17 protein-coding genes, 1 pseudogene and 1 riboswitch are annotated in these 21,447 nt (G+C 57.1%); of the genes and pseudogenes, 5 read left to right on the forward strand and 13 right to left on the reverse strand.

Annotation, left to right across the window (positions count from 1 at the left end):
- The 3 genes and pseudogenes from PCH01S_RS29395 to PCH01S_RS22455 form a co-directional block, all read right to left on the reverse strand.
- Window positions 1–4,117: pseudogene (locus tag PCH01S_RS29395) on the reverse strand (hypothetical protein); the annotation flags it as partial.
- Window positions 4,118–4,238: 121 nt separating this feature from the next.
- Window positions 4,239–5,393, reverse strand: a complete 1,155-nt coding sequence (locus PCH01S_RS22450; protein WP_042233311.1) for a glycosyltransferase family 4 protein — start codon at window positions 5,391–5,393, stop codon at window positions 4,239–4,241.
- A gap of 13 nt (window positions 5,394–5,406) precedes the next feature.
- The gene (locus PCH01S_RS22455) at window positions 5,407–5,742 is read right to left on the reverse strand and encodes a L,D-transpeptidase (protein WP_042233314.1); all 336 of its coding nucleotides are present in this window, start codon (window positions 5,740–5,742) and stop codon (window positions 5,407–5,409) included.
- A gap of 289 nt (window positions 5,743–6,031) precedes the next feature.
- Here PCH01S_RS22455 and PCH01S_RS22460 point away from each other — a divergent pair, with 289 nt between their 5' ends.
- Entirely contained in the window at window positions 6,032–6,412 is a 381-nt protein-coding gene (locus PCH01S_RS22460) for a VOC family protein (RefSeq protein WP_042233316.1), read from the forward strand.
- Window positions 6,413–6,512: 100 nt separating this feature from the next.
- Here the strand turns inward: PCH01S_RS22460 and PCH01S_RS22465 are convergent, their stop codons facing one another.
- The 5 genes from PCH01S_RS22465 to PCH01S_RS22485 form a co-directional block, all read right to left on the reverse strand.
- A complete protein-coding gene (locus tag PCH01S_RS22465) occupies window positions 6,513–7,421 on the reverse strand; it encodes a carbohydrate ABC transporter permease (protein WP_042233319.1) in 909 nt (302 codons plus the stop codon).
- A gap of 29 nt (window positions 7,422–7,450) precedes the next feature.
- Window positions 7,451–8,341 carry a carbohydrate ABC transporter permease gene (locus PCH01S_RS22470; RefSeq protein ID WP_042233321.1) on the reverse strand — a complete coding sequence of 297 codons (891 nt, stop codon included), beginning with the start codon at window positions 8,339–8,341 and terminating at the stop codon, window positions 7,451–7,453.
- Between the two features lie 90 nt (window positions 8,342–8,431).
- A complete protein-coding gene (locus PCH01S_RS22475; protein WP_042233323.1) occupies window positions 8,432–9,751 on the reverse strand; it encodes an ABC transporter substrate-binding protein in 1,320 nt (439 codons plus the stop codon).
- Between the two features lie 93 nt (window positions 9,752–9,844).
- Window positions 9,845–10,672, reverse strand: coding sequence for an HAD-IIA family hydrolase (locus PCH01S_RS22480; RefSeq protein ID WP_042233326.1), 828 nt, complete (start codon window positions 10,670–10,672; stop codon window positions 9,845–9,847).
- Between the two features lie 311 nt (window positions 10,673–10,983).
- Window positions 10,984–11,586, reverse strand: coding sequence for a glycerol-3-phosphate responsive antiterminator (locus PCH01S_RS22485; RefSeq protein WP_042233328.1), 603 nt, complete (start codon window positions 11,584–11,586; stop codon window positions 10,984–10,986).
- Between the two features lie 204 nt (window positions 11,587–11,790).
- A riboswitch (Lysine riboswitch) is annotated at window positions 11,791–11,980 on the forward strand.
- A gap of 121 nt (window positions 11,981–12,101) precedes the next feature.
- Here PCH01S_RS22485 and PCH01S_RS22490 point away from each other — a divergent pair.
- Window positions 12,102–13,556, forward strand: coding sequence for an amino acid permease (locus PCH01S_RS22490; protein ID WP_042233331.1), 1,455 nt, complete (start codon window positions 12,102–12,104; stop codon window positions 13,554–13,556).
- A gap of 85 nt (window positions 13,557–13,641) precedes the next feature.
- Here PCH01S_RS22490 and PCH01S_RS22495 read toward each other — a convergent pair whose 3' ends face one another.
- The 3 genes from PCH01S_RS22495 to PCH01S_RS22505 form a co-directional block, all read right to left on the reverse strand.
- Window positions 13,642–15,177 carry a solute symporter family protein gene (locus PCH01S_RS22495; RefSeq protein ID WP_042233333.1) on the reverse strand — a complete coding sequence of 512 codons (1,536 nt, stop codon included), beginning with the start codon at window positions 15,175–15,177 and terminating at the stop codon, window positions 13,642–13,644.
- Window positions 15,178–15,208: 31 nt separating this feature from the next.
- Window positions 15,209–15,520 (reverse strand): DUF485 domain-containing protein, encoded by a 312-nt coding sequence (locus PCH01S_RS22500; RefSeq protein WP_042233335.1) that lies wholly within the window; start codon window positions 15,518–15,520, stop codon window positions 15,209–15,211.
- Window positions 15,521–15,636: 116 nt separating this feature from the next.
- Window positions 15,637–15,939: a hypothetical protein gene (locus tag PCH01S_RS22505; RefSeq protein ID WP_042233337.1), complete on the reverse strand. Its 303-nt coding sequence runs from the start codon at window positions 15,937–15,939 to the stop codon at window positions 15,637–15,639.
- 212 nt (window positions 15,940–16,151) lie between these two features.
- Here PCH01S_RS22505 and asd point away from each other — a divergent pair, with 212 nt between their 5' ends.
- Together asd and PCH01S_RS22515 are read left to right on the forward strand one after the other, a co-directional pair.
- On the forward strand, window positions 16,152–16,943 hold the full coding sequence (gene asd / locus PCH01S_RS22510; RefSeq protein ID WP_042233339.1) for an archaetidylserine decarboxylase: 792 nt from the start codon (window positions 16,152–16,154) through the stop codon (window positions 16,941–16,943).
- Between the two features lie 24 nt (window positions 16,944–16,967).
- The gene (locus PCH01S_RS22515) at window positions 16,968–18,221 is read left to right on the forward strand and encodes an MFS transporter (RefSeq protein ID WP_042233341.1); all 1,254 of its coding nucleotides are present in this window, start codon (window positions 16,968–16,970) and stop codon (window positions 18,219–18,221) included.
- Window positions 18,222–18,351: 130 nt separating this feature from the next.
- Here the strand turns inward: PCH01S_RS22515 and PCH01S_RS22520 are convergent, their stop codons facing one another.
- Together PCH01S_RS22520 and PCH01S_RS22525 are read right to left on the reverse strand one after the other, a co-directional pair.
- Complete coding sequence (locus PCH01S_RS22520; protein WP_042233343.1) at window positions 18,352–19,809, reverse strand: hypothetical protein; 1,458 nt, start codon at window positions 19,807–19,809, stop codon at window positions 18,352–18,354.
- On the reverse strand, window positions 19,806–20,375 hold the full coding sequence (locus PCH01S_RS22525; protein WP_042233345.1) for a sigma-70 family RNA polymerase sigma factor: 570 nt from the start codon (window positions 20,373–20,375) through the stop codon (window positions 19,806–19,808). Before PCH01S_RS22525 ends, PCH01S_RS22520 begins: the two co-directional genes overlap by 4 nt.
- 237 nt (window positions 20,376–20,612) lie before the next feature.
- Between PCH01S_RS22525 and PCH01S_RS22530 the strand changes: the two genes are divergently transcribed.
- Window positions 20,613–21,428, forward strand: coding sequence for an alpha/beta fold hydrolase (locus tag PCH01S_RS22530; RefSeq protein WP_042233347.1), 816 nt, complete (start codon window positions 20,613–20,615; stop codon window positions 21,426–21,428).
- Window positions 21,429–21,447: the final 19 nt, after the last annotated feature.

The following is a 21,447-nucleotide window of genomic DNA, read 5'->3' on the forward strand; positions in this document are numbered from 1 at the left end:
ATCCTTCGGCCAGCGCCTCACTCGTTACCGACCCGATCGCCAGCGCTTCGCTCGTCACCGCTCCGCTCGTCAGCGCCTCGCTCGTCACCGCGCCTGCCGCCAGCGCTTCACTGGTCACCGACCCATTCGCCAGCGCTTCGCTTGTCACCGATCCGCTGGCCAGCGTCTCGCTCGTCACGGCGCCTGCCGCCAGTGCTTCGCTTGTCACCGATCCGTTCGCCAGTGCCTCACTTGTCACGGCTCCACTCGCCAGTACTCCACTCGTCACGGCACCTGCCGCCAGTGCTTCGCTCGTCACGGCTCCATCCGCTAACGCTTCGCTCGTCACCGCCCCGTTTGCCAGCGCTCCGCTCGTCACCGCGCCTGCCGCCAGTGTTTCGCTCGTCACCGCTCCGACCGCTAGCGCTTCATTCGTCACCGACCCGTTCGCCAGCGCTTCGCTCGTCACCGACCCTGCCGACAGCGCTTCGCTCGTTACGGCTCCATCCGACAGCGCTTCGCTCGTTACCGCTCCGTACGCCAGCGCTTCGCTCGTCACTGCGCCTGCCGCCAGTGCCTCGCTCGTTACGGCTCCATCCGCCAGCGCTTCGCTCGTCACCACGCGTGCCGCCAGTGCCTCGCTCGTCACCGCTCCATCCGCCAGCGCCTCGCTCGTTACGGCTCCATCCGCCAGCGCCTCGCTCGTCACCGATCCGCTCGCCAGAGCTTCGCTCGTCACCGCTCCGCTCGCCAGCGCTTTACTCGTCACCGATCCGCTCGCCAGTCCTTTACTCGTCACCGATCCGTACGCCAGCGCTTTACTCGTCACCGCTCCATACGCGAGCGCTTCACTCGTCACGGCTCCACTCGCCAATGCTTCGCTCGTCACCGCTCCGTCCGCCAGCGCTTCGCTGGTCACCGATCCGTCCGCCAGCGCTTTGCTTGTCACCGCGCCTGCCGCCAGCGTTTCACTCGTCACCGATCCGTACGCCAGCGCTTCATTTGTCACCGATCCGTCCGCCAGCGCTTCGCTCGTTACCGCTCCGTTCGCCAGCTCCTCACTCGTCACCGCGCGCGCCGCCAGCGCTTCGCTGGTCACCGATCCGTACGCCAGCGCTTTACTCGTCACCGCTCCGTACGCCAGCGCTTCGCTTGTCACAGCGCCTGCCGCCAGCGCTTCGCTTGTCACCGCACCTTCCGCCAGCGCTTTACTCGTCACCGCTCCGTACGCCAGCGCTTCGCTTGTCACCGCTCCGTACGCCAAGGCTTCGCTTGTCACCGCACCTTCTGCCAGCGCCTCACTCGTCACAGCGCCTGCCGCCAGCGCTTCACTGGTCACCGCGCCTTCCGCCAGCGCTTCGCTCGTTACCGCTCCGTACGCCAGCTCATCGCTTGTCACCGCACCCGCCGCCAGCGCTTCGCTGGTCACTGCGCCTTCCGCCAGCGCTTCGCTCGTTACCGCTCCGTACGCCAGCTCATCGCTCGTCACCGCGCCCGCCGCCAGCGCTTCGCTGGTCACCGCTCCGTACGCCAGCGCTTCACTCGTTACAGCTCCTTCCCCTAGCGCTCCACTCGTTACGGCGCCATATGCCAGCGCTCTACTCGTCACGGCGCCGCTTGCCAGCGCTACGCTCGTTACGGCGTCTTCCGCTATCGCTTCGCTCGTCACTGACCCATTCGCCAGCGCATCCCTCGTCACGGCGCCGCTCGCCAAAACACCCCTCGTCACGGCGCCTTCCGCCAGCGCCTCTCTCGTTATCGCGCCTGCCGTCAACGCTTCCCTCGTCACCGAACCTGCCGCTATCGCTTCGCTCGTCACCGAGCCTGGCGCCAGCGCTTCGCTCGTCACCGCTCCGTACGCCAGCGCTTTACTCGTCACCGAGTCTGACGCTAACTTTTCGCTCGTCACCGAACCTGCCGCCAGCGTTTCTCTCGTTACCGCCCCGTTCGCCAGCGCTTCACTCGTCACGGCTCCGCTCGCCAGCGCCTTGCTCGTCACGGCTCCGCTCGCCAATGCTTCGCTCGTCACGGCGCCTTCCGCCAGCGTTTCCTTGGTCACAGCCCCCTCCGACAATGCATCGCCGGTCACGGCTCCGCTCGCCAGCGTCTCGCTCGTCACCACGCCTTTCGCCAAATGCTGCTGTTTAACAGAACCCGCCGCCAAATGACGTCCTTCCACAGCGTTTGAGCCGAGATGAATACCGCTAACCGCTCCTTCCTTCAAGTGGCTTCCGTTAACGCTCTGCTCGGATATTTTAGCCGCCGTAATCGCGTTGTTCGCAATATGAACGGACTGTACGCTGAACGGCTGCATATGCTCGCTTTCTACGGCTCCGCGGGCCAGCTTTTTGCTCGTTACGCTGCTGTCGTTCAGTTTGGCTGTACTGACCGCATAATCCGTCAGTTTATCCGTCGAAACCGATTCCGTCGCAAGTTTGGATGTGGTGACGGACTGATTCGCCAAGTTAGAAGTCAAAACTGCATTTTCGTCGATATGACGGCTTTCGACAGCTCTCCGGCCGATTTTCAGTGATTTTATAGCTCCGTTCTCAATCAGCTCCTCTGTAATTTGAGCCGAGCCGATATGGGTAGAACGGATTTCTCCCTCCGCGATATGAACCGAGAGAACGGAACCGTCCGCCAAATGTTCGGGACGAACCGATTTTCTCGCAAGCTCTCGGAAGCCTACCGCTTCATCCGCCAGTTGGGCGGAATCGACGGCGCCGGGGGTCAGAGTTTCCCGTGTCACGGAACCCGGTTTCAAATGCTCGCTCCCGATCACTCCGGCTCCGATATGTTGGTCCCCCACCGAACCTTTCGCCAAGTGGACGGCATTCACCGCGCCGGAGGAAAGTTTGTCGCCCGATATCGTTCCCGGCATCAAATGGGAAGCCGAAATGCTGCCCGGCGCTATTTTTTCCCCGGTTACCGCTTCATGCCTGAGTTTCTCGGTAGTGATCGCATCTTCGGCAAGCTTCGCCGAATTAATGACATAGTTGCCCAGATGACGGGACTGGACGGCACCGCTTTTGATTTTATCCGAAGTCACGGCCTGATCTTCAAGCAGTTCAGGGGTTATGCTGGCTTCGGCCAAATGATGGGACTGGATCGAATAAGGAGCTAACTTGGCCGCATCAATCGTCCCGTCGGCAAGCTTCTCGACCGTGATGCTTTTATCCGCAATCTTATCACTGGTGATCGAGCGGATCTGGATATGATCGCCGTTCACGATGCCATAAGCCAGATGCTCGCGGAGCACGGCACCGGTAGCGAGTTTCTCGCTGGTTACACTGCCGTCGGCCAGTTTCGAGCGCTCAACCGAAAAGTCCTGAAGGGAGCGTGTGCCGATACTGTTCGGTTTCATTTTCGACTCGTCGATGGCGCGGCTGGCTATTTTCTCCCCCGTAACGGCGGCTTCCACGATATCATCGGTATATACGACGCCCTCGCTGCCGCGTTCTTCTTTGCGCTCCGACAAAAGCAGCAGCGGCGAACCATTTCTGCCGGTTTTGACGGTGTCCGGCTGGGCTTGACGGTTTGAATTACCGTAATCCTCCGGAACTTCCTGAGCTTTTTGTTTTTCTGAAACATTTGGTATTTCCGATGTTTTCGGTACTTCCGGAGCCTTTGGAGCTCTCGGAGCTCTCGGAGCTTCCGGGACTGCCGGAACTTCTATAGCTTTCGGAACATCGGAAGCCACGACTACCTCATCGTCGTCCTCTTCACTTATCGAGCGTTCTTCGACCGTATCGTACACTAACAATGATTCTTCGAAATCCTCCGGCATTTCTTCGCCGGCATAGAGATCTTCGTCCCGCTGAGACTCGGCGGCAACCGACTTGATCTCGCTTTTTTCTCGAGCGGGGGATGCGGACGCCTTCGCAAAGCCTTTTACATTCGATTCCGTCTGTTTTCCTCCGCCGGCAGCCCCTTCGGCTTTCGCCCTAAGGAGGCCCTGAGGCTTCGGCCGCTCGGCTTTACGGACCGCTTCGGCTTCCGCTTTGGATACGGCGGCATCGGCACGCTCTTTCTTCTTCTTCGGCTCCTCATCCAGCCAACGCAACTCATTCATGCTCGCATTGTATTTACTGGGGGCCGGACGCTGTGGGCCGGACGCCGGGTTTTTCTTTTTTTTCATTCCCATCTCCCTTTCCGGTTCTTCTCCCTCCTGTATTCTATGCAGCGTTCCGCTCCGGTGTTTATGCCTATTTATGAAAAAAAGGGCGCGGATACGCTCCGGCCCCGATCACATATTTTTTTCAGGGCAGCAGATCGTAAAAAGTCCGCTGTCTCTGCGCCATCTTCTCCCACGTGTACAGCTCCGCCACCCGCTCCAGGGAGCGCTGGCCCATCTGCCGCCTCAGCTCGTCGTCGGCCAGAAGCCGGGAGATGGCCTGCGCCAGCTCCGCTTCCACCGATTGAAGGGGCACCAGCAGCCCCGTTGCTTCGTGGAGAACAATCTCGGGAATCCCCCCGACACGTGTGGCGACGACCGGAACTCCCGAGGACATGGCCTCCACGTTGACGAGGCCGAACGCTTCGATCCGCAGCGAAGGAACGGCGACGACATCGGCGAGACGGAACCAGGCCGGGATCGAATCGTGCGACACGTAAGGAATGAAGCGGATGTGGCCCGGATACCGGGCCGCCAGCCTTTTCAGCTTCCTGACGTATGCGGTCTGTTTCGTGCTGCCGTAGCCCGCCCCGCCGATGACGAGCAGCACCGCATCCGGGTGAGCGGCAAACACGGCGGGCATCGCGTGCAGAAGCTGCTCGACGCCCTTCATCGGCCTAAGCCGTCCGGCGAAGACAATCACTTTGCGTCCCGACAGCCCCAGGGACGCCAGCATTTCCTGCCGGGCTTCCTCGTGAAACATCCGGGGAGCGAAAATGGACGGGTCCGCTCCCAGCGGATTCACCACAACCTTATTTGCGACAGAAGGCGCGCGCCGGATAACCTCCTGGCGCAAATAATCGCTGTTGACGAAAATAAGGTCGGCGCAGCGGAGGCATTCGGCGACCTCTTTGCGCCCGATGTGAGGCTTCGAGATGAACGTGATCGAATGCAGCCCGAGGCAAATGGTCGCCCGGTTCATCCGCTTCCGTAAATAACGGACGAACCGGGGACGATTCTCCACCTGAATAAGATCGGGGTTCATCGGTTTCAGCTCCCGGTAAACGGCCTCGATATACGGAAGGCCGCTCTTGTAGCTCGGCCGCACATAAGTGACCCCTCCGATCTGTTCTCTTGCCGGTCTGCGTCTCGTTCTTCTGCCCAATACGGTGACTTGCGCCGCCGCCTCACTGAGCCGATCCGCCAGCCGCTCCACCACATGCTCGACCGAACTGCTGGTACCGGAAGGAACGGCGAACGATCCCGGCGACACAATAGCGATGGATGAGATGTTCATCATTCACCTTCCTCTCTTATGGGTGAATCCTCACGACAGTACCTATCGGAACGACGCGGGACAGCGCCAGCACATCCTTGTTTTGCATTCTTATGCAGCCGTGGGACGAACGCTTGCCTATGGAAGAAGGATCGTTGGTTCCATGGATGCCGTAATGCTTCTTCGATAATCCCATCCAGAGAACCCCGAAGGGTCCGCCGGGATTCGGCTCCTTGTTGACGATGGTGAACGTCCCTGCCGGAGTACTCGTTCCCACCTTCCCTACACCGACCGGATAAGTATTCACTGTTTTACCGTCATCAGATAACGTCAGGACAAACGTCGAGGTATTGATATCTATGGAATATGCCATCTTATGACCTCCTTAGGTACTGCATCCGGATCTTCTAACCTCTGAAAAACGCTCCTTCTATATAATATGACGGGCGGACTCGCCTTGGTTGGGTAAAATGTCAATAGAAAAACAACCACTGTCGGGTCTTGCCTGAAATCCGAGGCCGGATGCCCGGCGGCGCTTCCTTTTTAAGACCGCATTAAATGCGATAAAAATAAGTTCTATTTATTTTGTACAGGAAGCGGCGCCTTCCCTTATGCTAAGCTGACGTTAACGAATCCATTTTAATAGGAAAGGAAGATAAACAATGACGAAGGGATTCACTTCCTGTCTGCAAATTTTTCCGGTCCCCCGTCCGGGCGAAACGGCGGTTTTTTACGAGCGCCTGGGCTTCAGGGCCGTCTATTATCTCGAAGCCTCAGAGCCTCACGTCTGCCTCTACAAAGACGCCGTCGAAATCGTGCTGACGAAGTCCAAGCTGGACGAGGTCGTGCCGAACCGGGTCGTTCACGGCTACGGATACGACGCGTACTTGATCACGGACTCCCAGGAGGAAATCGAAGCCGAGCTCGTCCGGTTGGGCGTCAAAATCGTCCGCCCCCTGTCCGTAACGGACTACGACAACCGCGAGCTGGTCTTCGAAGATATCGACGGACGCTGGATCGCGGTGGGCAAAAAACAAAATTAAAAAACAGGACCGCCCATTAATAGGCGGTCCTGTTTTATTCGCGAGGCATTCCGGCGGTACGGTCGTGTTCACCACAATCCGGCGCTGTACGCATGTTATCTTATTTGATGCCCGACTGCATAAAGCTGTTCATAAACTGGCGCTGGAACAGCAGGAAGCCCGCCAGAAGCGGCGCAATCACGATCAGCGTCGCCGCGCTCACCTCGGCCCACTGGGCTCCGGTCTCGAACGATTGGGCGAAAATAGCCAGCCCGACCGTCAAAGGACGATTTTCTACCGAGTTCGTTACGATAAGCGGCCAGAGGAAGTTGTTCCAGTGATAGCTGACCGATACGAGGGCAAAGGCCACGTAAGACGGCCGGGCAAGGGGCACATAGATGCGCCACAGAATCTGCCACTTCGTGCAGCCCTCCATCACGGCGGCTTCATCCAGCTCGGGAGGAATCGTCTTGAACATCTGCCTCAGCAGAAAAATACCGAAAGCCGAAGCGAAATACGGAAGCATGATCCCGAGCTTCGTGTCGAGCAGGCTCAGCTCCTTGAGCACGTTATAGTTCGGGAAAACGAGCACGTCGGCCGGAATCATGATCTGCACGAGAAACAGCATGAAGACAAACTCTTTGCCCTTGAAATTCAGCCGGGCGAACGCGAAGGCCGCCATCGTAACGGTGAGCAGCTGAACGACCAGAATGCCCCCGGTAATGAGCAGCGTGTTGCCGTAGTACAGCCCGAACGGAGCGGCCGACCAGACATGCTGGAAATGCTCCAGCGTAAAATCCCACGACAGTGTGGGATTGATCACGGAATCTTTGGGCCGGAATGCGGTCCACAGCATCCAGACCAGTGGTACGATCCAGACGAGCGCGACGAGAAACATCAGCGCATTCAGCCAGAAATCGAGGGTCAGCGGTCCGCGTGCGAGCAGCCTGCGTCTGGCGGATGCGGGTCTCTCCGTCCCGCCCCGGCGCGAAGCTTCGGGTGCCGCTGTCCCGGCGGTTGTGGAAGTCATGAGTTCCACCCTCCTTTTTTAGCGCAAAATTAACGGTAGTGAATGTTCTTGTCCAGTCCGAAATACTGGAGCGCCGCAAGCGCCATCAGCAGAACGATCATCACCATGGTTAAAGCCGAGGCCAGCCCCTGATCCCAGAAGCTGAAAGCCGTATCGTAAATATAGAAAAGAAGAAGGTTGCTCGCGTTGTCGGGTCCGCCCTTCGTCATGATGAACAGGTGATCGACCAGCTTGAACGAATTCGTCAAAGCCACGATCATGACAAACAGCGTCGTCGGCATAAGCAGCGGAAACGTAATTTTACGAAAAACGGTCCAGCGTCCGACCCCGTCCATTTCGGCGGATTCGTACAAGTCCTTCGGAATATTCTGCAGGCCGGCGAGATAAAAAATCATCAGATATCCCGCTTCTTTCCAGACGATCATCGCAATCATCGCCCACATGACCGTGTCCTGGCTTCCCAGAATGTTGGCCGCCTGGGATTGCCCCAGCCAGCCCATCCCTCTGCTGAGCAGCCCGTACTGCGGCGTATAAATGAACAGCCACACGTTGGCGATGGCGATCATCGGAATCATGTTCGGGTAAAAGAAAGCCGTACGGACGAAACCTTTCGCCCGGAGCGCTTTATTGGCGAACGCCGCCATGACCAGCGCGAGCGCAATGGCCGTCGGCACCGTACCCAGCGCAAACCAGACGTTGTTGCGGAGTACTTTCCAGAAGACGGCATCCTCCGCCATGTTCTTGTAATTGTCGAGACCCGTGAAAATCGGCTGAGGCGTAGCCAGATCAGCCTGATAGAAGCTTAAGATCAGTGTCTTGAGCATCGGATAAAACGTAAAAAGAATAAGAAACACCAGCGACGGCAGCAGAAGCAGCCATGCAAACCCGTTTTCTTTCCAAACCGCGACTTTCCCGGTCATTGTCTTCCCTCCCTGCGGTTTCCGGCCGGTTGAATAAAGAATCGGCAGAGCCAAGGAGACCCTGCCGACCGCATTTCCGATCCGGCCCGCTTACTTGTTGAACGGCGCCAGCGCCTTGTCCGCTTCTTCCTGAGCTTTTTTCAGCGCAGCCGCCGGTTCCGCCGTACCGGTAAGCACCGCCTGAAGCTGATCGCTCAGCGCCTTGGACACTTTGCCGTTATTGTGCGTGGACAGCTCGGCTGCCGCATGCTGGAGCTGATCGCGGGCGACAAGCGCCGGCGGGAACTCCGCTACGTACTTTTTCATCACGTCGGTTTCATAAGCGGACTTGCGCACGCCCACGTAGCCGGTCTCGATGCTCCATTTAGCCGCACGCTCGGGCTCCGTCATAAACTTGACGAATTTCCAGGCCGCTTCCTGCTTTTTCTTGTCGATGTCTTTGAAAATGTAGAAGTTGCCGCCGCCCGTCGGGCTGCCGTACGATTTCTTCTGCGGCAGGAACGTCACGCCGAAATCGAACTTCGCGTTTTTCTTCACATTCGTCAGGTTGCCTGTCGTGTGGTACATCATCGCGGTTTTACCGGCGATAAAGTCGGACGGCACCGTTGCCCACTCCGTTACGCCTTCCGGCATAATTTTGTCCTTGCGGGCCATGTCGGACCAGAATTGAAGCCCTTCGGCGTTTTCTTTTGTATCGAAAAAGACTTTCTTGCCGTCTTCGCTCATCAGGTTCTTGCCGTTTTGCAGGGAGAACGTCTGCATCATCCAGTAAGCGAAACCGGATACCGGAATTTCAAGCCCCCAGCGGCCTTCTTTTTTCAGCTTCTTGCCGTATTCGGCCATCTCTTCCCATGTTGTCGGCGGCTTGTTGGGATCAAGACCCGCTTCTTTGAACATGTCCTTGTTGTAGTAAAGGACGATCGTGCTGCGCTGGAACGGAATGCTGTACATTTTGCCGCCCGTCTGAGAGTTGGCCAGGAAAGCCGGGTAGAAATCCGACAGCCAGTTCTTGTCTTCTTTGGCGATAAATTCGTCCAGCGGAATGATCGCATTCATATCCAGCAGGCTGTAAAGCTCCGTCGACAGGTTAACCGCCACGTCCGGAGGCGTTTTGCCTTGAACACCCGCCTGGGTCTTCACGGTCGTGTCCGCATAGCTTCCGGTGTACACCGGCTTTACGGTGATGTCCGGATTTTCTTTCGTAAAATCGGCCGCCATCGCTTCGATTGTTGCCGTCAGAGGACCGCCAACGGCGATCGGGTAATAGAACGTCAGCTCGGTTTTCTCTTTCGCTTTTTCCGTTCCCGCCCCCGGGGTGCTTGCGCTCGTTTCCGTTTGAGGCTTGGCGCAGCCCGCCATCAAACTTGCCGTAAGCAATGTCAACACACTCATTTTCGCGATTGTCCGCATTGGATAGTCTCCCCCAAATAAAATGATTTCGGTTTTTGCAGTTCGCCGTGCTTGTCCCCAATGTAACACTCCATTTCCACCGCTGCGTTAACGTTATGTAATGGGGATGTTAAATATTTCTTCGTCGGAAAGTTTCGTGAACGCCTCCAGTGTCGGTACGATCCAGTCCGGCATGACCGTTCCCGCTCTCACCTCCTCCAAAGTCGCCGCGCCCGTCAGCACGAGCGCGGTGCGCATGCCGCTGGCAAGACCCAGCCGGATGTCCGTCTCCAGACGGTCGCCGACCATGACGCACCGGTCTGCGGTCTTGCCGGACCTGCGGAGAGCAACCTGCGCGTAGTGCAGCGACGGCTTGCCCGCGACGACCGATGCGCGGACGCCCGAGGCCGCTTCAATCGCGGCCGTCATGGCCCCGGTGTCGGGCAGCTCGTCGCCTTCCACCGGACAGAACGTGTCCGGGTTGCAGGCGATGAGCTCCGCCCCGGACCGCAGCGCCCTGGACGCGGCATGAAGCTTCGCATAGTCGAAGCGCCGGTCCATGCCGACGACCACGTGCGTCGCCTCCAGCGGCGTCCGCACGACGCGGATACGCTGCGCGTCCAGCTCCGCGATCAGCGCTTCCTCGCCGACGGCGAGCACCCGGGCCTGCGGGGCTTGTTCCGCCAGGTAGGCGGCGGCAGCGGCAGCGGCCGTCACGACCTGTTCGTCGCGGACGGCAAGGCCCAGCCCCCGCAGGCGGCGGCCGCAGTCCGCGGCCGTCTGCGTCGTCGTGTTGGTCAGGAAGCCGACCGTCTTGCCGGCTTCCTCCAGCGAGCGGATTAGCTCCGCCGCTCCGGGAAGAAGGCGTCCTCCGAGGAAGATCGTCCCGTCGAGATCAAAAAAATAAGCTTCTGCTTCGTTCCATTCTGTCAGGCCCCGCAAACGTTTTTCCTCCTTGAACACCTCACCGACCGGGAAGAAGACAACCCAAAAAACCCTTCATCCAATACGCGCCCGGAACAGGAAACAACCGCACAACCGGAGCCCGTTAGTTAACGGAACTTCCGCCGTGCCATGCCCTGCGGCGAATATTGCATAAAGGGTTTTCTCCTCATCTCAACCCTTGCCGATTCAATTGGTTCTCTCTATGCTTCTACTTTATCCGCGAAGTGTTAGCGCTGTATGAACGCGATTTTAAAGATTTGTAAAGATAGCAATTGCCGCCCGCAAGGCTTGCAGGACCTTCTGCGGATTTACCGGACAACCGCCTCATCCGCACGCGGCCGCTTCGCTTCCTTCACCCACAGAGCCCGGCTGCCCATGGAAACCGCCGCAGCCCCCGCCTGTAAAGCCGTTTCAATCTCTTCATGGTGGTGGATCAACCCTCCCGCTATGACCGGCACGCTCAGCCTTTCGCTGACTTCCGTAATAACGCGCGGAATCAGCCCCGGCATAATCTCCACGGCATCCGGCCCGCTCTGCTGGACGTTGGCGATCCCGTTCTCCAGAGCCGCCGAATCGATGAGGAACAAGCGCTGAACGGCTGCCAGGCCGTTCTTTTTCGCGTGCTTGATCAGATGCGTTTTCGTGGAAATAATACCGGTCGGCCTGACCTTCTCGGCCAAATATTTAATAATGATGGGATCGCTTCCGAGCCCGGCTATAAAATCAACGTGCAAAAACACCTTTTTGCCGCTGTCGATCACCTGCTTCACATAATCCTGAACGGTGAACAAATCACCGACCAGCAAAAAAACAACCGGCAGGTCGCTTGCGCACGCCAGTTTCAAATCCTCTGAATGCCGGACGGCCGCGATGATGCGTCTCGGTCCCAGATTGCCGATTCCCTTATTCATAGTCACCCTTCTTTCTTCAGTCCCCTTTATCGTATCCCCGCCCTGTTTCGCCAGTATTAACGGCATGTTTTTCCCTTGTAAAATCAATTGGAAATTTATTTGTATCCGTTTCCAGTTTCTCCTATTGCCACTGTTCCTCTTTTTATCTATACTGAACGATGTACCATTTTACAAAAACTTAATAGCAAGTTCCTCATCCATTTTCGATGAGGTAGAGGTTGCGGGTGCTAGGAGTATTCCGGGGGAGACGAGAGAGACGTCAGCGAAGCCGGGAGAAAGGAGCAGCCGCCGAAATTCGGGCCGTTTCTCTTGCGCCCGGATTGGGTCCGTTCCCGAACAGGGGCGGAACTGTCACTGCTGCCCTTCCAAGCAACAGTGTTGCGCTATCTTCATGGAAAGGCGAGATAGAAGCAGCAGCCGCGAAAACTCCTTTTCGGGGCTCTTTGTGTTTTTCTCTTATTAACCGGCGGTTAGCGAAGCGGCAAGAAACAAATTTATTCACAGAGGTGTTCCTTATGAAACAACCGAACTCCGGTTCCGAAACTACGGAACTTAAGCGCGGCCTTAAAGCCAGACATTTGACCATGATCTCGCTTGGCGGTTCCATCGGAACCGGACTCTTCCTCGCCAGCGGCGGAGCGATTCATTCCGCAGGTCCCGGCGGCGCTTTAATCGCTTACGCGGCCATCGGCATCATGGTTTACTTTCTCATGACCAGCCTCGGGGAACTGTCGGCCTATATGCCGGTATCCGGCTCCTTCTCCACTTACGCTTCCCGGTTCGTCGATCCGGCGCTGGGATTCGCACTCGGCTGGAACTACTGGTTCAACTGGGCCATTACGATTGCCGCCGAACTTTCCGCGGCCACGCTCATTATGAAATTCTGGCTGCCCGACAGTCCCTCCATTCTATGGAGCCTGCTGTTCCTGGTGCTGATGTTCTCCCTGAACTACTTGTCCGTCCGCGGATACGGGGAGTCCGAATACTGGTTTGCCCTGATCAAAATCGTGACCGTCATCGTATTCATCATCGTCGGGATTCTAATGATTTTCGGCATTATCGGCGGCGAGTCCGTCGGGTTCAGCAACTTTACGCTGGGTGACGCCCCCGTCAGCGGCGGATTTATGGCCGTGCTCGGCGTATTCATGGCCGCGGGCTTCTCTTTCCAGGGGACAGAGCTTGTCGGCGTGGCAGCCGGTGAAAGCGAGAACCCGCGCGAGAACGTGCCCAAAGCGATCCGTACCATTTTCTGGCGCATCCTGTTGTTCTATATTCTCGCCATCTTCATCATCGGCTTGCTCATTCCTTACACGAGCGACAACCTGATCAGCGGCGACGTCGAAAATATCGCGATCAGCCCGTTCACCCTCGTGTTCGAGAAAGCCGGTCTGGCGTTCGCCGCCTCCGTCATGAACGCCGTCATCCTGACGTCCGTTCTGTCCGCAGGCAACTCCGGCATGTACGCGTCCACGCGCATGATCTGGACGCTTGCCCGCGAAGGCAAAGCGCCGCGCTTCCTCGGGAGGCTCGACAAGCGCGGCGTGCCGGTGGTCGCTCTGATCGCGACGGCAGCCGTGGGTATGTTCGCTTTCCTCGCCTCCATGTTCGGCGACGGGGTCGTGTACATCTGGCTGCTCAACGCCTCCGGCATGTGCGGGTTCATCGCCTGGCTCGGCATCGCCGTCAGCCACTACCGCTTCCGGCGCGCCTATAAGGCGCAAGGCCGTGACCTGCGCGATCTGCCGTACCTGGCGAAATGGTTCCCGTTCGGCCCCATCTTCGCCCTGACCGTCTGTATCGTCGTGATCCTCGGCCAGAACTACTCCGCCATCACGGAAAGCGGCGTCGACTGGGCCGGTCTGATCGCTTCCTATATCGGGATTCCGCTGTTCCTGATCGTCTGGATCGCTTACAAAGTGAAGAAGAAAACGAAAGTCCTCCGCCTCGAAGAATGCCGTTTCGACGATTAAGCGCGGCGATGCGCATAGATAAAGAACCTCCCCGTCCGTACAGGACCGGGAGGTTCTTTGTTGTGTCAGGTGTTCCGTCGCCCGCTTACATGTTGATGTTGCCGACGTTGGCTTTAACGACAATCTCGTCGAATTTGGCGTCGGACGATTTTTTCTTCGATAGGACCGTACCGAGGATTGCACCCAGGAATCCGAGGGGAATGGAGATGATACCCGGGTTCGTCAGCGGGAACAGCGGCGTACCCACGAAGATGGCTTTGCCCGCTTCCGGACTCCATACGCTCGGGCTCAGGGCCACAAGCACGAGGGAAGAGATCAGGCCGACAAGCATGCCCGTTACCGCGCCCGCCGTGTTAAAACGCCGCCAGAAGACAGTGAACAGAATGACCGGCAGATTGGAACTGGCCGCGATAGCGAAGGCGACGGACACGAGGAACGCGACGTTCAGCTTGGATGCGGCCAGCGACAAGATGATCGACAGGATGGAGACGCCGACGGACGCCCAGCGGGCTACCTTCATCTGCTCGGACTCCGTAGCTTTTCCCTTGCGCACGATATGGCTGTAGAAGTCATGCGCGAACGCGGAAGCCGCTGAGAGGACGAGACCGGTGACCACGGCCAGAATCGTCGCGAACGCGACGGCCGCGATAAAGGCGAAGAAGAAGTCGCCGCCGAGCGCTTTGGCCAGGAGAGGCGCCGCCATGTTGCCGCCCTTGTCTTCCGCGACGATATTGTCGTATCCGACGAACGCGGCCGCGCCGAAGCCCAGGAACAGCGTCAGCACGTAGAAGATGCCGATGATCCAGGTCGCGTACACGACGGAGCTGCGCGCGGTCGGCGCGTCCTTCACCGTGAAGAAGCGGATCAGAATGTGCGGCAGCCCGGCCGTTCCCAGCACGAGCGCCAAGTTAAGCGAGAGCGTGTCGAGCGGGATTTTATACTTGTTGCCGGGGTCCAAGAACTTTTCTTTGAGCGGAGTGGCCGCTTTGAGCTGATCGAACATTTCCGTCACGCTGAAATTGAATTTCGAGAACACGACAAGCGAAAGAATAAACGTGCCGCCCATCAGCAGCACCGCTTTGACGATCTGCACCCACGATGTGGCCGTCATCCCGCCGAATACGACGTAAACGGTCATCAGCAGGCCCACAATCAGCACGGACGTCGTGAAATCGAGTCCCAACAGCAGCTTGATGAGCGCCCCCGCGCCCACGAGCTGTGCGATCATATAGAAGGTAGAGATCGTAATCGTATTCAAGGCCGCCACACCGCGGATTCTCTTTTCGTTGAAACGTGCCGCAATCATATCCGCCACCGTATATTTCCCGAGATTGCGGAGGGGCTCCGCTACGAGGTAGAGAACGACCAGATACGCGACCAGAAACCCGATGCTGTAAAAGAACCCGTCAAAACCGGCCAGCGCGATTGTGCCCGCGATTCCGAGGAAGGAAGCGGCGGACATATAATCCCCGGCGATAGCCAGCCCGTTCTGCCAGCCCGTCAGACCCCCGCCCGCTGTATAGAACTCATCGGTGGAGTTGGTCTTTTTGGCCGCAAAATAGGTAATCAGAAGCGTGATCGCCACGATGCCCAGAAATAACCAGAATGCCGTCAAATTCACTTGACTTCCCTCCCGTGTATGAGAAATGAGATCAGCCTTTCATTTGCTGCCGGATTTGCTGCACCAGTACATCGAATTTAGCGGCCCGGCGCGAGTAAAGAATGCACAGCACCCAGGTCATGATAAACTGCGCGAAGGCGAATACCCACGCCCAGGAAACGGAACCGAATGCCGGGGTGTTAAGCACGGTGGTGTAAGAGGTGAGAATTGGGAGCGTAAAATAAAAGGCAAAGAAAAACAGGGAAAGCGGTAAAATGAATTGTCTTTTGTGTTTCAACAAAGCTTGGAACTGGCTGGACTGCGCAATCTCCGTGTAATTGAGCTCCTTGACTCGCTTTTTCATTAGCTTCCTCCTCCTAATTTGTTTCCTTTATGTCGGTAAGCGCTTTCATTAAACCTAACCTCATTATATATAAAATCTACATTTTGTACCAGTTATTTTCGGATCAAAATTTCAGCTCATCGCTTCTTTATTCTCCCGGAAAAAATTCCTTCTACTATAAGGCGCTGCAGGGCGTACAGACCGAGCCACCCTCCGCTGACCAGAAAAACCGGGTTCAGGAACACCTTATGCACGTTTGTCATAAAAACCGTGTTGTTTACGAGAATCTCCCCCACGGTTATCCCCGCAATACCGGAAAAAAGCACAAGTGCCGCGTAAGCCGCGGCATCTAGAACAAATTTGGCCCCGGACACTTTATTTTGAAGCCAAACGAGCAGCCACGGAACGACAACCACCGTTCCCCACACTAAACCGGACATAGGTCTTCCTCCTTTTTTAACCAGCTTGCGCAGCCTTGATCCAAATCATACCTGTCTGCCCGAGGATAATGGCACGGTCCCGGCGAAAAGCCGCGTTTTCAGCTGTTGAGCGCCCGAAAACGCCGGGTCGCGGCAATTGTCAAAACGTTCATTCTATGGCAAGATAAAACGAAGACTATAGTCAACGTACAGATAGGAGCATTGAACTACGCATGAAACCATTGTTTCGACTTATGACGGAACTCTCATCCCGCAAATGGATTTCCCGGATGACCGGTTCGTTTTCCAAATCTCCGCTCAGCCGCTCCCTTATTCCGTGGTTCGCCAAGTCTTACGGCATCCCGGTAGAAGATGCGGAGAAGGCAATCGGGGAATACGCCACACTCAACGAGTTCTTCACCCGCCGCCTGAAGCCCGGACTCCGTCCGGTCGATACGGACCCGGCCGCGCTTGTCAGCCCGGTGGACGCCGTTATTACCGGCTACGGTCCCGTAGAGGCGGGCCGCATGCTCAGCGTCAAGGGGCAGGATTACACCGTTGAGGAACTGCTCAACCGCTCCCCGCGTACGATCAATTACGAGAAGGGCTTTTTTATGGTGCTTTATTTAAGCCCGACGGACTATCACCGTATCCACTCTCCGGTTACCGGCGAGATATTGGAGAAAGAACATGTTCCGGGCAAGGTTTATCCCGTGAACGAATTCGGCCTGCGCCACATGACACGCGTGCTCAGCCGCAACGAGCGTCTCATCACCGTGATGGAGCATGAAGCCGGGGAGATTGCCGTCGTCAAAGTCGGCGCGCTCAACGTCAGCTCCATTCAGTATGTGGCAGGCCTTCCGTCTCACCTGCAGGCGGGCGACGACCTCGCTTATTTCGAATTCGGATCGACCGTTGTGCTCGTCACTGAGAACGGCATCCTGACACCGCGCTCCGATCTCCAAGTGGGCAGCAAAGTCCGCATGGGCGAACGGATCGGTACGCTTAAGCAATCTACACACTAGCTTCACGAAAGGAGTGCGTGCCCTATGGCGTCGCAGGCGACAGTCAATGCCGGCACCGCACGACCCTCGGCAGGAATCCCTACGTCGAAACCGACGGTTTATAAGGTTCTCCTTGCCATCAGTCTCGTGCATCTGTTTAATGATTCGATTCAATCGGTTATCCCGGCTATCTATCCGATTTTAAAAGACAGCATGACGCTTTCGTACGCCCAGATCGGATGGATCTCGTTCTATTTCAATCTGACTGCTTCCATCATGCAGCCGGTCATCGGCATGTATACCGACCGGAAGCCTAAGCCCTACATGCTGCCGCTCGGCATGGCCTCCACCTTCCTCGGCATGCTCCTGCTCGCGTTCGCGCCTTCGTACGCGTTCGTGCTGCTGGCCGTATCGCTGGTGGGCCTGGGATCGGCGGCTTTCCATCCGCAGGGCTCCAAGGTCGCCCACCTGGCCGCAGGCTCCCGCAAGGGACTGGCCCAGTCGATCTTCCAGGTCGGCGGCAACGCGGGTCAATCGCTGGCTCCGCTGCTGACGAAATGGATCTTCATTCCGCTGGGCCAGTTCGGCTCGATCTGGTTCACCCTCGTGGCGGGCGCCGCCATGCTCGTGCAAACTTTTATCGCCCGCTGGTACAAGGGTGTGATCGAAGCCGGGGCCGTGACGGCGAAGAAGACCGTGCAGCGCGCGATGGATCCCGCCAAGCGCAATAAGATCGCCGGCGCGATCGTCGTGCTGGTGTTCCTGGTCTTTATCCGCTCGTGGTACGCGGCGGCCATGACGAGCTATTACGCCTTCTATTTGCGCGATGTCGTCGGCACGACCATCGACCAGGCGCAAATCTATATTTTCCTGTTCCTGGCCGCAGGCGCGCTCGGAACGTTCTTCGGCGGGCCTCTCGCCGACCGGTTCGGACAGAGAACCGTCATCTTCGTCTCTATGTGCGGCGCGGCTCCGCTGGCCGCTCTCATCCCCTACGTCAATCTGGGATGGGCAACCGTGCTGCTCGTGCTGACCGGATTCATCGTGTTCTCCAGCTTCTCCGTCACCGTCGTGTATGCGCAGACGCTGATTCCGGGGAAAGTCGGCATGGTATCCGGCCTAATTACGGGCTTCGCGTTCGGCATGGGCGGAATAGGAGCGCTCGTTCTAGGCAACCTGATCGACGCGCACGGGATCAGCCTCATCATGAAGCTGTCCAGCCTTCTGCCGATTCTCGGCATCTTGACGCTCTTTCTTCCGTCAGACCGCAAGCTGCGCGAGTGGTCTTCAGAAGTATAAGCATAAGACAAACCGGTATTCCCCTCTGGGAATACCGGTTTTTTTAGGTCGTGTCCGCAACTGCTTTATAAGCGGTCATTTCTCAACCAACGTTTCATACTCCTTCACCAGGCTGCAGTGACGGCCTCGACTAAGGTTGATCCACCGAAAATTCCCACGGGCCTTTTACCCGCGTATGAAGGGATGACACCTTCAACTCGTACTCCTTCTGACCGGGCTGAACCGACAGAAGCATCCATTCCAGCTTGTCGGTTTGCTCATTACGGTGCCAGACCGCGCCGCCATTTAACAGACTTGGGGGAAATTCGTACAAGGTCTCGGCCGCCTGCTCGTCGCCATGAAGTTCGAACCAGATGCGGATACTGTCTTCCCCGGCTTCGCCTTCTCCGTCAATTTTCGCTCCCTTGAGAATTCTCTCCACCCGGCCCACACTGACCGGAAAACCGAACAGATCGAACGTCCGGTTAACTTCCACACTGCCCTTCTCGGGAACAAGGAGACGGATTACAGCCGGCTGGTCATAGCTTCTCGTCAGATCAAGCGCGGGGATGACCAGCTTGGCTCCCCCCACTGCCTCCTTGCCTCGCTCCCAGTAAATTTCACTCGAATTAGGGAACGTCTCGTCCTGCGTGTAGGGAATTTCTTCACCCGTGCCGGGGTTAAAGAGCTTAGCGGACGGAACCTCCTTATAAAAAGAATTAAACCCGTACGAATTGATTTTCACTTCACCCGGCAGTTGAGGAAGAATCGTCAGTTTCATCTTCCCTTCATCCGCCGCTGCGCTCACCGCGGTCAACCGGATCCCGCTATGCTCAGCCGTAGGACCGAGATCCGCTACTTGCTCCACTTCCCGGGGAGCGACAAGCTTCAAGGGGAGTTCCTGCCCCTCCGCAATCAGGGTCGTATTGCCGGCAACCTCGATCCGGCCTTCGTAGCTGTAAAACCCGGTCCATCCTCCTTCCGCCCCCGTCAGCGTAGCCCGGCGGAAAACGTACTTCTCTCCCAGGCCGTTCCGCAGGGTCACCTCCGAGGCCCGGGGCAAACCGGTACCGACCAGCGTAACTGTCGAGTTTTTCTCCCCGATGGACAATCCTCTGATTTCAAGCTGCCCTTTTCCGATTTTGTGAGTAGTCGGCAGAGGCTGCACGTACTCCACCCGCTGCTCCGTTTTCTCCGAATCGGCCACTCCGGCAAAACCGGGCAGGTATTGAAGCACACGCCGCATTTGGGCGGCCACTTCCGGCTGAGCGCCCGCAAGCACCCCGCCGGTAAGCAGCAAAGCCGCTAACGCGGCCAGGAGAGCATATCTGCGCAGGAGCTTCGGTCGGTTTGTCCCCGTTCGCCCGACCCGAGGAGCAGTTGGCGCAAGCTCTCCGCCGGTTGAAGGGCAAATCGCGGTCTTTATCTTTGCGCCGGGGGATATCCCCGCTATTTTCTCAAAAGTCCGCTGCTTAATTGCTGCCAGCCTGTCGGGGTCTTTCTCCAATGGGAATTCCGCCGTATCCAAGTCAGGGATGTGATTTTCCGCCAAGTCGGCCGTTATTTCATCCAGAAGCCCGAACCATTCCTGCTCTTCGCGTTTTTTCATGAGATCCCCTCCGTCCGAACTGTTTCCATCTGCTCTTTGAGCTTTTTCCTGGCCCGGTACAACCGATTTTCAACCGCCTTGGCCGTCAACCCCACAGCAGCCGCAATCTCCTCCACGGACTCGTAATAGTAATATCGCCGGTAAAAAATAATCCGGTCTTTGTCTTCCAACCTGTCGATCAAAGCTAAAAATTCCTCCTGCGTTTCCCGGTCAAGAACGATCTGTTCGGTATCCGTTTCGGCCATGAGTTCCGTCTCCACGAGCATTTTACCCGACCGGGTTTCCGGTCTCAACCGCCGGCGGTAATCCAGCGCTTTGTATTTAGCGAGAATAAGCAGCCACGTTTTATAACTCCCCCGCCTCGGCTCATATTCTGCGGTCCTGTTCCAGGCCGCGGCAAAAACATCGCTGACACATTCCTCGATATCCTCGCGCGATACCGCCCCTTGAAGGATACGATGCACCAGACCGTATATATTCGAAGCGTATAAATCCATAAGCGATTCCAGTGCGGCAGGATTCTGTTCGGACATCCCGCGTACCAGCCACTCCTCCGATTTTTCCATATAGTGCCCCCCGTATGTCCCATCCCTAAATCCGTTTTATTCTGTCAATATGTACTACGTCCGTTCTCTTCATAATCACTCAGGCTGGAAGAAATATCGTCCAAACCGTCAAACATACACTAGAAAAAGCGGATATTTTTCAACACCGGCCGGTGTTTGGTTCATAAGAATTGCGCTCTCTTACATGCCATCCCCGGTCACCGCCCTTGTTTATTTTTCATCCAAAGGAGGCGCAGCATGGGCATCTACATCCCCGTAGAGCAGGGAGTTAACCTTTATGTCGAGGATTTGAATCCCGGGGGCGGCGGCAAAACGATTCTGTTCATTCACGGCTGGCCGCTTAACCACACGATGTTCGAGTACCAGTTCGATCAGCTTCCCAAAGCCGGATACCGCTGTATCGGCGTCGATTTGAGAGGATTCGGCAAATCCGACCGCCCTTGGGGAGGCTATTCCTACGACCGGATGGCGGACGATATCCGCCGTGTGATCGAGACGCTTAGGCTCGAAGGCATTATACTCGCCGGATTTTCCATGGGAGGAGCCATTGCGATCCGGTATATGGCCAGACACGGCGGGTTTGGCGTTTCCAAGCTGGCTCTGTTCGCTCCGGCAGCTCCCCTATTTACCAAACGTCCGGACTTCCCGTACGGCAATTCAATCGAAGAACTGAACCATCTCATAGAAGGAACCTATACCGACCGCCCTAAAATGCTCGAAGATCTCGGCGGCCGTTTTTTTGCCCGGTATGTGTCGGCCCCTCTTCAAAACTGGTTTCACGGGATCGCCCTGTCATCCTCCGGGCATGCGACCGCCATGGGAGCGGCTCTTTTGAGAGACGAGGATCTGCGTCCCGATCTGCCCAAAATCTCGGTGCCCACAGTGATTTTCCAGGGGGCACAGGACATGATCTGTCCCTATCCGCTAGCCCAGGCGACACAAGCGGGCATCAAGCACTCCGAACTCGTGCCGTTCGCATACAGCGGTCATGGCTTGTTTTACTGTGAAATGGGCAAATTCAACCGGGAGCTGATGCGGTTCGTCGGTTCCTAGTTATTCGGTTCGTTACTCG

Source organism: Paenibacillus chitinolyticus NBRC 15660 (assembly GCF_000739915.1).
Classification (GTDB): Bacteria; Bacillota; Bacilli; order Paenibacillales; family NBRC-103111; genus Paenibacillus_F; species Paenibacillus_F chitinolyticus.